The following is a 12997-nucleotide window of genomic DNA, read 5'->3' as shown; positions in this document are numbered from 1 at the left end:
AACACCTTCGTGTGACTGTACCGCAACCGGTAACGGGATCGCGATCAGTTCCGCAGTGGCTTACCCGTCGTCAGCATCTGCTGGACGCGTGCCTGCGTCCGCGGGTCCTTCACCGCGGCCATGAAGCCTTCGCGTTCCAGCGTGAGGAGGTCGTCTTCCTGCACGATGTCGACCAGATCGGCGTCGCCGCCGGTCAGCACCATCGCCAGCCGGGCCGAGACGATCTCGTCATATTCGGTCGCCAGCCCCTTCTTGCGGAAGCCGTCGACGACGCCGGCGATGCCGACGCGGCCGCTCTCGCCGGGCAGGCGGAAGGTCGGCTTCTCCGGCGGCGCATAGCCCTCGACCAGCGAGAGCGCCTTGGCCTTGGCGTCGGCGAGCAACCGGTCGCGGTTCATCGTGATGCCATCGCCCGGCCGCAGGAACATCATCTCCTTGGCGAGCGCCGCCGACTTGGAGACCTGCGCGGTCGAGATCGTCTCGAACGCCTTGGCGACCGCGGGCATCGGCCCGCGCGGCATCATCGGCGCCTTCGCCATACGATCGAGCATCTCGCCGTTGCCGCCCCAGCCGGGCAGCAGGCCGACGCCGCATTCGACGAGGCCGACATAGGTCTCGGCATGCGCCTGCACCGCGTCCGAATGGAGCAGCACCTCGCAGCCGCCGCCCAGCGCCATGCCGGCGGGTGCCGACACGACGGGGAAGGGGGCGTATTTGAGTGCCTTGAGCGCCTGCTGGCCGCCGGCGATCAGTTTCTCGATCTCGCCCCACATGCCGGCGGCGACGGCGAACATCGCCATGCCGAGATTGGCGCCGGCCGAGAAGTTCGAGCCTTCGTTGTAGATCACCAGCGCCTTGAACCGTGCCTCGACGATCGGGATCGCCTGCTGGATCAGCGCCATGATCTCGCCGTCGAGCGCGTTCATCTTGGTGGTGAATTCGAGCGCGGCGACGCCGTCGCCGATATCCCAGAGCGCCGCGGAGGCGTTCCTGACGATCGGCTCGGCACCGAGCTTGATGTCCTCGAGCAGCACGACGCCCTCGCCGCGCACGACGTCCTGATACTCGCCGGCGAGGGTGAGGAACTGGCGCTTGCCGTCGACGACGCGGTAGAAGGGACGGTCGCCCGCGGTGTCGAGGATCGCGGGGACGCTGCGCCCCTCGTCGCGCAGCCGCGCGGCGAAGGTGCCGGCGCCGATCTTGTCGATCAGCTCGAACGGCCCGAACTTCCAATTGTAGCCGAGCTTCATCGCGTCATCGATGCCGACGATATCGTCGGCGGCCTCGCCGACCAGCATCGCCGCATAGGACAGCGTCTTGCCCAAGATCTCCCAGGCGTAATCGCCGACCTTGCCCGGTACGGCGATCAGCGCGGCGAGATCCTTCTCCGCCTTGGGCGGCAGCGCGGCGGGCTTGACCCCCTCGCGATAGTCGCCGGTGGCGAGATCGAGCGCGAGCTTCGTCTTCGTCGCCTTGTCGAAGCGGTAGAAGCCACCCTTGCCCTTGCGGCCTGTGAAGCCGTCGGCGATCATCTTGTCGACGAGGGGCATCGGCCGCACCGTGTCGAAATAGGGATCGCCCTGCGGCAGCGTCGACGACAGGCTCTTCGACAGCAGCGGCATCAGGTCGACGCCGACGAGGTCGACGAGACCGAAGATGCCGGTCTTCGGCACGCCCATCGGCCGGCCGCCGATCTGGTCGGCCTCCTCGACGGTGAGGCCCTGGTCCATCGCGGCGTTGATCGCGACCGCGAGCCAATAGGTGCCGATGCGGTTGGCGATGAAGCCCGGCGTATCCTTGGCGCGGACGATGCGCTTGCCCATGAACCGGTCGACGAACGCCTCGACCTTCTCCGCCACGGCGACGTCGGTCTGTTCGCCGCGGACGATCTCGATCAGCCGCATGTAGCGCGGCGGATTGAAGAAGTGGGTGATGAGGAAGTCGGCCTTGAACTGGTCGGAGCGGCCGTCGACCAGATGGCCGAGCGGGATCGTCGAGGTGTTCGACGACACCGCGGTGCCGGGACGCTTCAATGCCTCGAGCCTGGCGTAGAGCGACTGCTTGATGTCGAGCCGCTCGACGATCGCCTCGACGATCCAGTCGCATTCGGCGACGCGATCCAGATGATCGTCGATATTGCCCGTCTCGACCAGCTTCGCCGCGCCGGTCGACATGAACGGCGCGGGATCGGTCTTGAGCATCCTGGCGACGGCACCCTTGGCGACCGCGTCGCGATCGTCACCTTCGCGCGCGGGAATGTCGAGCAGCAGCACCGGGATACCGGCATTGGCGACCTGCGCGGCGATGCCGGCGCCCATCACGCCGGCGCCGATCACGCAGACCTTGCGAATAGCCTCGGCCATCATGCGCGCTCCAGCACGGTGGCGATGCCCTGACCGCCGCCGATACACTGGGTCGCCAGCGCATAGCGCCCGCCCTCGCGCTCAAGCAGCGCCGCCGCCTTGCCGACGATGCGCGCACCGGTCGCGCCGAGCGGATGGCCGATCGCGATCGCGCCGCCGTCGAGATTGATCGTCTCGTCCTTGAGGCCGAGGTCGCGGATGCAGGCGATCGCCTGGCTGGCGAAGGCCTCGTTGATCTCGACCACGTCGAGGTCGGCGACCGATACGCCGGCGCGGGCGAGCGCCTTCTGCGAGGCGCTGATCGGGCCGAGGCCCATCGTCTCGGGCTCGATCCCCGACACGCCGACCGCCTTGATCCGGGCGAGGATTTTCAGGCCGTGCTTCTGCGCGAATTCCTCGGAGGTGACGAGCACCGCCGAGGCGCCGTCGGTCAGCGGCGACGAGGTGCCGGCGGTCACCGATCCGTCCTGGCTGAACGCGGGCTTGAGGTTGCCGAGCGCCTCGACGGTGGTGTCGGGGCGGATCGTGCCGTCCTCGCTGACCGTGCCGGCCTTGGTGGTGATCGGCACGATCTCGTCGGCGAGGCGGCCGTCGGCGCGCGCCGCGGCGGCCTTCTGCTGGCTCTTCACCGCAAAGGCATCCTGCTCGCCGCGCGTGATCTGGTATTTGGTCGCGACGTTCTCGGCGGTGTCGCCCATTCCCATGTACGCGCCTGGGTTCGCCTTCGCGAGGACCGGGTTGGGGAGGGGGTTGTAGCCGCCCATCGGGATCCGGCTCATCGATTCGAGGCCGGCACAGATGAACGCCTCGCCCGCACCGATCTGGATCTGGCCCATCGCGATATGGATCGCGCTCATCGACGATCCGCAGAAGCGGTTGACCGTCATGCCGCCGACCGACAGCGGCAAATCGGCGAGCAGGCCGATCAGCCGCGCGACGTTGAGGCCCTGTTCGCCCTCGGGGAAAGCGCAGCCGAGGATGATGTCCTCGATCTCCGAGGCGTCGACGCCGGTCTTGTCGATCAGCCCGCGGATCGTCTGCGCGGCGAGATCGTCGGGCCGGACGCGGGCGAGCGCGCCCTTGCCGGCCAGGTGGAAGGGCGAGCGTGCATAACCGGCGATGACGACGTTGGTCATGAAATCCTCTCTTTTGCGGGCAACCGAGGCTTGCGGGATGCCGTATAGGTGCGATACCTTCCCATTACGTCAAGTGGCACGAGCGGACAATATGCTCGATGGTGAAGATGAGAGGATGGACGGATGAGCGACGACGCGAGCCGAGACACGAGCACGACCCTTGCCGCGCCGCTGGCGGTCCGGAACGGCGTGCCGCTGGTCGCACAGCCGCGGCTGCTCGGTGATCTGCTCGCCCGGTCGGCGACGCGCTTTCCCGATCGGCCGGCGGTCGATTTCATGGGGCGGATCACGACCTGGGGCGCGCTCGCCGCCGATGTCGATCGTGCCGCCGCGGCGTTGCAGGCGCTCGGCGTCGTCAAGGGCACGCGCGTCGCCTTGTGCCTGCCCAACACGCCTTATTATCCGGTGCTGTTCTACGCGACGCTGAAAGCGGGCGGCATCGTCGTCAACGTCAATCCGCTCTACGTCGAGCGTGAGCTGACCCATTTGATCGAGGATTCGGGCGCCGAGATCATCGCCACCTGCGACATCGCCGACATCCAGGCACGCGTGCTCAAGGTCGCGGGGGAGACGGGCATCCGCCACGTCATCAGCTGCCCGATCGCCGACGTTTTGCCGGGGCTCAAGAAGCTCGGCTACAAATTGGTCAAGCGCAAGGAGATCGGCCGCGCGCCGGCGAGCGCCCGCCACCTCTATTATGCGGCCTTCATGGCGAAGGGCGGCACGCCCAGGCCCGTCGCAGTCGACCCGCACGAGGTCGCGGTGCTGCAATATACCGGTGGCACCACCGGCGTGCCCAAGGCGGCGATGCTGAGCCACGCCAATATCGTCGCCAATACCGATGCGATGCTGGTCCATTGCGGCGGCGAGGTGCCCGATCAGGATCGCGTGCTCGGCGTGCTGCCGCTGTTCCACGTCTTCGCGCTGACCAACGTGCTGACCTTCTCGACGCTGGTCGCCGCCGAGATGATCCTGCTGCCGCGCTTCGAATTGAAGCAATTGCTGGCGACGCTCAAGCGCACCCGCCCGACCTATTTTCCGGCGGTGCCGACGATCTACAACGCGCTCGCCAATCTGCCGGCTGGGCAGCGTCCCGATCTGTCCGCGATCAAGGTCTGCATCTCGGGCGGCGCGCCGCTGCCGGTCGAGGTGCGTCACGCCTTCGAGGCCAATACCGGCGCCAAGCTGGTCGAGGGCTATGGCCTGTCCGAAGCCTCGCCGATCATCACCTGCAACCCGTTCGAGGGGGTGAACAAGGAAGGCTCGGCCGGCCTGCCGTTCCCCGGCACGACGATCGAGATCCGCGATCGCGAAGACCCGACGCGGATCGTGCCGGCGGGCGAGAAGGGCGAGATCTGCGCCCGCGGCCCGCAGATCATGGCGGGCTATTGGCACAAGCCGGCGGAGACCGCGGCGGCGTTCGCCGACGGCGCGCTGCGCACCGGCGACGTCGGCTATCTCGATGCCGACGGCTATCTGTTCATCGTCGACCGGATCAAGGACATGATCCTGTGCGGCGGCTACAACGTCTATCCGCGCGTCATCGAGGAGGCGCTGTACGAGCATCCCGCGGTGGTCGAGGCGGTGGTGATCGGCGTCGCCGACGCGCATCGCGGCCAGGCGCCCAAGGCGTTCGTCGTGCTCAACCCGCCGGGCGCCGCGACGCCGACCGAATTGCGCGATTTCCTGCGCGACAAGATCAGCAAGATCGAGCTTCCCCGCGAGGTCGAAATCCGCGACACTCTGCCCAAGACCTTGATCGGCAAGCTTTCCAAGAAGGAGCTTGTCGAGGAGGAACTCGCCAAGGCGGCGCGATAAGCCGTCGGGCAGGGGTAGGCGTCGGGGAGCGGATGATGGACGAAAGCGGAGACCTGCAGGGAATCCAGGAGGTGGCCGACATGCTCGGCATCACAGCGCGGACGCTGCGCTTCTACGAGGACAAGGGCCTGATCGAGCCGTCCCGGATCGGGACGACGCGCGTCTACCGCCGGCGAGAGATCGCGCGGATGCAGCTCATCCTGCGGGGCAAGCGGCTCGGCTTCTCGCTGACCGACATCGCCGAATTCCTCGACCTCTACGACGCCGATCCGCAGCATCTCGAACAGATGCGCGCGCTCGCCGAGCGGGTGCGCCAGCGCATCACCGAATTGGAGCAGCAGCGCGACACGCTCGACCAGACGCTCGCCGACCTCGCCAAGCTGGAGGGCGAGGCGCTGGCCCGCGTCCACGCGCACGAACCCGAAGGGCGCCGCGCGGCAGGGTAGATATCGCGCGAAAGCAAGGCCGTGCGTGACGATGGCCGGGCTGCGCGGCGGAGCGGCGGACCAGCTTCTTGCCGGCGGGGAATTGATGTTCTGGCAGAAGGGGGACTATAGGCAGCGCCACATCCCCCAGGACCGTTGAGGTAATACGTGGCCAAATCGCCTGCTCCTCCCGCCGTACCGCTCACCAATCGCGAGCGTCCCGCCGATCCCAAGCCGTTCGAGGCGACCAAGGAGCAATTGCTCGACTTCTACAAGCACATGCTGCTGATCCGCCGGTTCGAGGAAAAGGCCGGCCAGCTCTACGGCCTGGGTTTCATCGGCGGTTTCTGCCATCTCTACATCGGTCAGGAAGCGGTCGCGGTCGGCCTGCAGTCGGCGCTCGACGGCGACAAGGACTCGGTCATTACCGGCTATCGCGACCATGGCCACATGCTCGCCTACGGCATCGACCCCAAGGTCATCATGGCAGAGCTTACCGGTCGCGCCGCGGGCATCAGCCGCGGCAAGGGCGGTTCGATGCACATGTTCTCGACCGAGCATAAATTCTACGGCGGCCACGGCATCGTCGGCGCGCAGGTGTCGCTCGGCACCGGCCTCGCCTTCGGTCACAAGTACAGCAACGACGGTGGCGTCTGCCTCGCCTATTTCGGCGACGGCGCGGCCAACCAGGGCCAGGTGTACGAAAGCTTCAACATGGCCGAGCTGTGGAAGCTGCCGATCATCTTCGTGATCGAGAACAACCAATATGCGATGGGCACCAGCGTCAATCGCGCTTCGGCCGAGGACCAGCTGTATCGCCGCGGCGAGAGCTTCCGCATCCCCGGCATCCAGGTCGACGGCATGGACGTGCTCGCCTGTCGCGGTGCCGCCGAGGAGGCGCTCGCCTGGGTGCGCGCCGGCAAGGGTCCGGTCATCCTCGAGATGAAGACCTATCGCTATCGCGGCCATTCCATGTCCGACCCCGCCAAATATCGCAGCCGCGAGGAAGTGCAGGGGGTGCGCGACAAGTCCGATCCGATCGAGCACGTCAAGAAGCTGCTCGAAGCGCAAGGGGTGGGCGAGGCCGACCTCAAGACCATCGAACAAGAGATCCGCAAGACCGTGAACGAAGCCGCCGATTTCGCCGAAAGCACGCCCGAGCCCGATGAGGCCGAGCTGTATACCGACGTGCTGGTGGAGACGTACTGAGATGGCAATCGAGATCAAGATGCCCGCGCTGTCCCCGACGATGGAGGAAGGCACGCTCGCCAAATGGCTCGTCAAGGAAGGCGACACCGTCAAGTCCGGCGACATCATGGCCGAGATCGAGACCGACAAGGCGACGATGGAATTCGAGGCGGTCGATGAAGGCACGATCGGCAAGATCGTCGTCGCCGAGGGCACCGACAATGTGAAGGTCGGCGACGTCATCGCCGTGCTGCTCGAGGACGGCGAGAGCGCCGATGCGGCGACCACCGCCGGCTCCACCGCGGGCGAGGGCGCCAATCCGGCGCCGAAGAACGAGGCGACCGACCGGGCCGCGCCGCCGATCCCCGAGGGCGCCGCGGCGGCCGAGCAGGAGAGCGGCACGCAGAAGCTCGTCGCCTCCGCCGAGAAGAAGGGTGTGCAGGACCCGGCGATCCCCGAGGGCACCGAGATGGTGAAGACCACCGTCCGCGAAGCGCTGCGCGACGCGATGGCGGAGGAAATGCGCAAGGACGACCGCGTCTTCGTGATGGGCGAGGAAGTCGCGCAATATCAGGGCGCCTACAAGGTCACGCAGGGGCTGCTCGACGAGTTCGGCGACCGCCGCGTCATCGACACGCCGATCACCGAATATGGCTTCGCCGGCGTCGGCACCGGTGCGGCGATGGGCGGCCTGAAGCCGATCATCGAATTCATGACGTTCAACTTCGCCATGCAGGCGATCGACCACATCATCAATTCGGCGGCCAAGACCAATTACATGTCCGGCGGCCAGATGCGCTGCCCGATCGTCTTCCGCGGCCCCAACGGCGCGGCGAGCCGCGTCGGCGCGCAGCACAGCCAGAATTACGCCCCCTGGTATGCCAGCGTCCCCGGCCTGATCGTCATCGCGCCCTATGACGCGGCCGACGCCAAGGGCCTGCTCAAGGCGGCGATCCGCTCGGAAGACCCGGTCGTCTTCCTCGAGAACGAGCTGATGTACGGCCGCTCGTTCGACGTCCCCACGCTCGACGATTACGTCCTGCCGATCGGCAAGGCGCGGATTATGCGCGAGGGCAAGCACGTCACTCTGGTGAGCTATTCGATCGGCGTCGGCCTCGCGCTCGAAGCCGCCGAGACGCTGGCGGGCGAGGGCATCGAGGCGGAGGTCATCGACCTGCGCACGCTGCGCCCGCTCGACAAGGACACGGTGCTCAAGAGCCTCGCCAAGACCAACCGCCTCGTCGTGGTCGAGGAAGGCTGGCCGACCTGTTCGATCGCATCGGAGATCACCGCGATCGTGATGGAAGAGGGGTTCGACGACCTCGACGCGCCGGTGCTGCGCGTCACCAACGAGGACGTGCCGCTGCCCTATGCCGCCAACCTCGAGAAGAAGGCGCTGATCGACGCCAAGCGCGTCGTCGCCACGGTGAAGAAGATCGTGTGATCGTGCAGGGGGCTCCCGCGAAAGCGGGAGCCCTCAACCCACGTGGTGCGCTCGCGCTCGGTGGCGGGTCAAGTGGTGAACAGGTTGCACGTCGATGGCGTCGCCGCGTTGAGCGGATTGTAGATCTGCCGGAAATCGCGGTTGTTGCGGACGATCATGGACGCGACGTAATGCATGCGGAACGGCTTCGCCAACCAGCTGCCGACGATCGGCTGATATTCATAGTTCAGCTCGACGAAGATCAGACCGTAACCCGGCGGCGCGTTGACCATGCGACCGGGGTCACCCATGCCGTTCGGCGCCAGCGTACCGGCATTGGCCAGCGTCGCCGTCGTCCCCGCGCTGGCGGTCGTCGTGCCGTAGCTCGACGTATAGGCCGTCCCCGTCTTGAGCCCCATGCAGCGCTGCCAATGGATACGCTGCACCGGCAGCAGCAGGTCGTAGCTCTGCTGGACGTTCTCCAGGCTCGATATCGTCATTCGGCCATAGGTGCCGAGCTTGATGCCGGCGCCCTGCAGCCGCGCCGCCTGAAGGACGTCGTTCATGTCGGCCTCGCCCATCTGTTCGATGTTGGACGGCTGCATCTGCCCCATGCGCGAGGCGTTGTCGGCAGCGGTCAACGCGATCTGGCTGATCCGCATATGGGTGAGCGCCTGGTTTCCTATCTCGACCCCGTACAGGCCAAGCATCAGCACCAGCGGGCCGGCAAAGGCGAATTCGATCAGCGCGACCCCGCGCGTGTCGGTGGCGAGACGGCGGGTCAGGGGGTGCATATCTTTTTCACCGTCGCTGTCGCCTGCGTGGCATAGGGCTGGTTCTTGAGCAGGGTCTGGACGGTGACCGTCTGGTTGCTGCTGACACCGAGCAGTCGTGCGACGGGGAACAACCGCAGATAGGTGATCCGCATCGTGTAGAGTGTCACGTCGTTGGCACCGCCCTGTCCGGCCGCGCCGGGTTCGGCGTCCCAACTGCCGTTGCCGTTGATGTCGGTATAGCATTCGCCGGGGTCGCGCTGGTTGTTGCCGTTGCCGTCGACGAACGGCTCGGGACCGACCGAGCCGAAGGTCGCATAGCTGCGGCGGCTGGAGCAATAGGTGCCGGTCGCCGCCGGCGTCACGCAGGAGGCGGTCGGCGCGCGCATGATCGACGCCATCATCGTCAGCACCTTGGCGTCGATCGCATCGGTCTGTTGCGCGCCGCCCTGGATCGCCGAATCCCGCGCTGCCTTCTGCACCGCGCCGTTTAGCATCTCCTTGACGTAGGTCTGGTAGAGCAGGTCACCGAGCCCCATCATCATCAGGACCATCACCGGCGCGACCAGCCCGAATTCGACCGCGGTCACGCCGCGCCGGTCGCGGAAGGCGCGTCGCAGCGTCGCGCTCATTTCGAGATCCGCAGCATCGCGACCTGATTTGCGATCTGCGTGAACGCGGCGGTCAACGAGGCATTGTCGCTGGCGTAGAATGCCTGGCCGGGCGAGGCGCATTGCGTCAGCTGCGGGGTAAGTGTCTGGCCGAACCCGACGACGAAGACCGTGATGTTCCGGGCCTTGGCTGCGGCGCATTCGATCAGGAAGCGCGCATTATGGCGGGCCAGATAGCTGTCGTAATTATCACTGGTCCCGCCGGCGACCCGCTGATCGTAGCTCTCGATGCCGTACATGCCGTAAAGGTTGTCGTTCGGCGACATATCGCCGTCGGTCATGAAGACGATGAACCGATTGGGCGGCTGTCGGCCCGGCCAGCTTGCCGTGTCCGCTGCAAAAACGCCGGTCGGCGAGATCAGGCGTGTGCCCCAGATCATCCCGGTATCATGGTACGTTCCGCCCTGCGCCTTGAAGTCGACGGCGTTGACGTAGTTCACGACATCGGTCCTGCTCAGGTCCTTGAGCGTTTGAACCGGCTTGCCGCACGATACGTATCCGCTCGATATGTTCGCATCCCAACCGTTGCCCGCATAGGCGATCATGTTGGTGAATGCCGTGGTCGCCTGGTCCGCATAGAAATAGGGCGGCCGCGTCTTGGGCCAATAATCTCCATAGGGCGAACTGCCGTTGCCCGAGTCGAGGTCACCTGCGATCGTCCTGCGGTAATAGACGACATCGGGCCACATCGGCCGCCACCGCGTGGCGTCATTATAAGGCACCAGATCGGGGTCGAGATCGGGCGGCAAGTTGTTGAGACTGAAGCTGGTGTCGGCGCGCGTGTCGCGCTCCTCGATGCAGCCCTGCCACCGGCTGGTGACGCCCGTCACCTTCGACGGATCGGTCACCGCGTCTCCCGCGACGAAGCGCGAGACGTCCCACGGCGCCGATTGATACCGCCAGTTGGGCCGTAACGGCTGCCCGGTGATGATGCAGGTACCCGTCGCGTTGCTTCCCGTGGTCGAGCTGGTTCGCGTCCAACTCGTCGTCGCCAGGACAGCGGTACCGTCGGTGAGGAATCCCGTCGCCGGCGATCGGCCTGCGCGTCCATCGCAATCCGTTTTCCGTATGTTGAAAACGGTGGATGACGACGTGTTTCCGTTGTTCACGTCGCCGCCGATCGTCCGGGTATTGTAGGACCAGCTCTTCACCAGATAGTCGCTGGACAGGTTGCGGATCGCGAAGCCGGCGTTGACCGTCGACGTATAGGTGACGAAACCATAGCGCACGTGAGTGGAAGAATCCGTGTTCTTCGCAACGGTGTCGTAGAAGTTGAGCACCGCCGAGCGTAGCGCCACGATCTTCGAACTCGGCTTTTCATTGGCATAATAGCCAATACCGGTACCATCCGGCCGGATGTACGTGCTGGTTCCCGGGTTGCATCCGCCCGTTTCCGCAGCGGCACATGCCATAGACGCCGTTGTGTCGAGCACGAAGATCACATCGGTGTCGGCGACATCATAGCGCGCTTCGCAGGTGACGGTCAGCGTGCGCGAGGGCATGCCGAACATCTTCATGATCGTCATCGGCACGGTCGTGGTGGCGGTGCCCGCGACCTGATTGTCGCCAGTCTTGGTCGGGGTGAACGGAGCGGTCAGCGTCGTGAACGCCGGCGTGCCCATGATGCCGCTCGGGAAGTTGTTGGCGAAGAAGGTCTTGGCCTGGGTCGTCGCGATCGGATCGAGCACCGGCAGGCTGGTATCGAGCATGAATTTGCGCCCGGCCAGCACGCCGGCGTCGCACGCCTGCTGCAGCCGCGCCTTGACCAGATACAGACGGCCGATATCCACCGCCGACCCGGTCAGCGCCGACAGCGGAATCAGGAAGATGGCGAGCATCGCCAGCGTATTGCCGCTGTTCGCCCGCGCCAGCCTCACCATGAACGAGGACGTCCGATCCGTCCGCCGCGTTCGCCCAAACCAGTTCGTCACGACTGTCCCGTCATCAAAATTCAGCGTGCAATACCAAGGCAATCCTTATGAAATCGTCTCCACCGGCGGGGGCGGGCTTGCCAGCGCGGCGATGTGGGGGCAGCGGTCGCGGACCATGACCGATACGCCGTCCTTCCCCGCGCCCGATCGCGCGTTGCTGCTCGCGGCGGTGCCGATGCCCGCGCGCGCGGCGATCGAGACGCTGTTCGCGCTCGACGCCCGTCTCGCCGGGATCGTCCGTGCGACGCGCGAGCCGATGGTCGGGCAGATGCGGCTGACCTGGTGGCATGAGGCGCTCACCAAGCTCGACGGCGCGCCGGCGCCGGCCGAGCCGCTGCTGCGCGACGTCCAGCAACATCTGCTGCCCGCGGGCGTCAGCGGCGCGCGGCTCGCCGGGATGATCGACGGATGGGAGGAGTTGATCGTCGCCGACGCGCTCGGCGCCGAGACGCTGGATCGCCACGCCGAGGCCCGCGGGGCCGGGCTGTTCGCCGCGGCGGGAATGGTGCTCGGCGCCGACTCGCCGTTGCTCGTGCCGGCGGGGCGGGGCTGGGCGCTCGCCGATCTCGCCGGGCATCTGTCCGCGCCGGCGGCGGCCGCGCTGGCCGCGGACGCTGCACGGCGCGAGTTGTCGCACGCTTTTTCAGCACCTTGGCCAGCAAAGCTGCGCCCGATCGGTGTATTGAGCCTGATTGCGCGACTCGATGCCGCCCCCGGATCGGCACTTGGCAAGGCTTTGAAGGTAGGGCGGTTTAGAATAACCGGACGATGAACATTTGCGACGATCGTTCGCCATGCTAGCCTCGACTTGCAGCGAGGGACTCGGCAATGCGACGACGGGTGATGGCAGAGGTGGCGTTACTCGCCGGCTGTAGCGTCGCATTGGTCGCGGTGGTGCATGCGCACCGGCCGCCGACCGTGCTGCCGGCCGAAACCAGGCACGTTCCGGTGTGGTCGGCGGCATCGCCGGATGCCGCGGCGGTCGCGCATGCCGCGCTCGCGGCGCATGACCGCGACCGCGACGGCGTGTTGTCGCGCAACGAATATCGCGCCGCCATGCGGGCGGGATTCGCCCGGCTGGACGGGGATGGCGACCGCCGGCTCGATCTCGGGGAATGGGCGGATCCGCAGTTCGACGCGGCGGATCACGATCGCTCGGGCACGCTTGACGCAGATGAACTCGGCAGAGGGCTCGACCCACACCGCGATGCGGTTCGGCGCGCGGACGACCGCCGGCTGGACCCGCCGTAGGGTTTGTCGCTGGGATGA

The 12997-nt window shown here is 66.5% G+C and carries 11 protein-coding genes; 6 read left to right on the top strand and 5 right to left on the bottom strand.

Annotation, left to right across the window (positions count from 1 at the left end; translation table 11 throughout):
• Positions 1-44: 44 nt before the first annotated feature.
• Positions 45-2363, bottom strand: coding sequence for a 3-hydroxyacyl-CoA dehydrogenase/enoyl-CoA hydratase family protein (locus AC07UH_RS16085; protein WP_495181050.1), 2319 nt, complete (start codon positions 2361-2363; stop codon positions 45-47).
• Positions 2363-3499, bottom strand: coding sequence for a thiolase family protein (locus AC07UH_RS16080; RefSeq protein WP_495181049.1), 1137 nt, complete (start codon positions 3497-3499; stop codon positions 2363-2365). Before AC07UH_RS16080 ends, AC07UH_RS16085 begins: the two co-directional genes overlap by 1 nt.
• Before the next feature lie 123 nt (positions 3500-3622).
• Here AC07UH_RS16080 and AC07UH_RS16075 point away from each other — a divergent pair, with 123 nt between their 5' ends.
• From AC07UH_RS16075 to AC07UH_RS16060, 4 genes are all read left to right on the top strand, one after another.
• The gene (locus AC07UH_RS16075; RefSeq protein ID WP_495181048.1) at positions 3623-5317 is read left to right on the top strand and encodes a long-chain-fatty-acid--CoA ligase; all 1695 of its coding nucleotides are present in this window, start codon (positions 3623-3625) and stop codon (positions 5315-5317) included.
• Between the two features lie 32 nt (positions 5318-5349).
• Complete coding sequence (locus tag AC07UH_RS16070; RefSeq protein ID WP_137898623.1) at positions 5350-5763, top strand: MerR family transcriptional regulator; 414 nt, start codon at positions 5350-5352, stop codon at positions 5761-5763.
• A gap of 147 nt (positions 5764-5910) precedes the next feature.
• On the top strand, positions 5911-6951 hold the full coding sequence (gene pdhA / locus AC07UH_RS16065; protein WP_038658356.1) for a pyruvate dehydrogenase (acetyl-transferring) E1 component subunit alpha: 1041 nt from the start codon (positions 5911-5913) through the stop codon (positions 6949-6951).
• Between the two features lies 1 nt (position 6952).
• A complete protein-coding gene (locus AC07UH_RS16060; RefSeq protein WP_495181047.1) occupies positions 6953-8374 on the top strand; it encodes a pyruvate dehydrogenase complex E1 component subunit beta in 1422 nt (473 codons plus the stop codon).
• Between the two features lie 68 nt (positions 8375-8442).
• Here AC07UH_RS16060 and AC07UH_RS16055 read toward each other — a convergent pair whose 3' ends face one another.
• The 3 genes from AC07UH_RS16055 to AC07UH_RS16045 are packed head-to-tail and all read right to left on the bottom strand — an operon-like array spanning position 8443 to position 11728.
• The gene (locus tag AC07UH_RS16055; protein WP_495181046.1) at positions 8443-9147 is read right to left on the bottom strand and encodes a TadE/TadG family type IV pilus assembly protein; all 705 of its coding nucleotides are present in this window, start codon (positions 9145-9147) and stop codon (positions 8443-8445) included.
• Complete coding sequence (locus AC07UH_RS16050) at positions 9135-9758, bottom strand: TadE/TadG family type IV pilus assembly protein (RefSeq protein WP_495181045.1); 624 nt, start codon at positions 9756-9758, stop codon at positions 9135-9137. The genes AC07UH_RS16055 and AC07UH_RS16050 overlap by 13 nt, the downstream gene beginning before the upstream one ends.
• Positions 9755-11728 carry a Tad domain-containing protein gene (locus AC07UH_RS16045; RefSeq protein WP_495189911.1) on the bottom strand — a complete coding sequence of 658 codons (1974 nt, stop codon included), beginning with the start codon at positions 11726-11728 and terminating at the stop codon, positions 9755-9757. Before AC07UH_RS16045 ends, AC07UH_RS16050 begins: the two co-directional genes overlap by 4 nt.
• A 115-nt stretch (positions 11729-11843) precedes the next feature.
• Between AC07UH_RS16045 and AC07UH_RS16040 the strand changes: the two genes are divergently transcribed.
• Entirely contained in the window at positions 11844-12500 is a 657-nt protein-coding gene (locus tag AC07UH_RS16040) for a squalene/phytoene synthase family protein (RefSeq protein WP_495181043.1), read from the top strand.
• Between the two features lie 71 nt (positions 12501-12571).
• Positions 12572-12979 carry a hypothetical protein gene (locus tag AC07UH_RS16035; RefSeq protein WP_495189912.1) on the top strand — a complete coding sequence of 136 codons (408 nt, stop codon included), beginning with the start codon at positions 12572-12574 and terminating at the stop codon, positions 12977-12979.
• The last annotated feature ends 18 nt before the right edge of the window (positions 12980-12997 follow it).

The organism is Sphingomonas sp. GW821-FHT04B01 (assembly GCF_059420425.1).
The sequence above is the reverse complement of the archived record's forward strand: the minus strand, read 5'-3'. Positions and strand labels throughout refer to the sequence as shown.

Coding starts and splice junctions, on each gene's coding strand:
- AC07UH_RS16075 (WP_495181048.1), top strand. CDS start 3,623: ATGAGCGACGACGCGAGCCGAGACACGAGCACGACCCTTGCCGCGCCG.
- AC07UH_RS16040 (WP_495181043.1), top strand. CDS start 11,844: ATGACCGATACGCCGTCCTTCCCCGCGCCCGATCGCGCGTTGCTGCTC.
- AC07UH_RS16050 (WP_495181045.1), bottom strand. CDS start 9,758: ATGAGCGCGACGCTGCGACGCGCCTTCCGCGACCGGCGCGGCGTGACC.
- AC07UH_RS16035 (WP_495189912.1), top strand. CDS start 12,572: ATGGCAGAGGTGGCGTTACTCGCCGGCTGTAGCGTCGCATTGGTCGCG.
- AC07UH_RS16060 (WP_495181047.1), top strand. CDS start 6,953: ATGGCAATCGAGATCAAGATGCCCGCGCTGTCCCCGACGATGGAGGAA.
- AC07UH_RS16055 (WP_495181046.1), bottom strand. CDS start 9,147: ATGCACCCCCTGACCCGCCGTCTCGCCACCGACACGCGCGGGGTCGCG.
- AC07UH_RS16085 (WP_495181050.1), bottom strand. CDS start 2,363: ATGGCCGAGGCTATTCGCAAGGTCTGCGTGATCGGCGCCGGCGTGATG.
- AC07UH_RS16070 (WP_137898623.1), top strand. CDS start 5,350: ATGATGGACGAAAGCGGAGACCTGCAGGGAATCCAGGAGGTGGCCGAC.
- AC07UH_RS16080 (WP_495181049.1), bottom strand. CDS start 3,499: ATGACCAACGTCGTCATCGCCGGTTATGCACGCTCGCCCTTCCACCTG.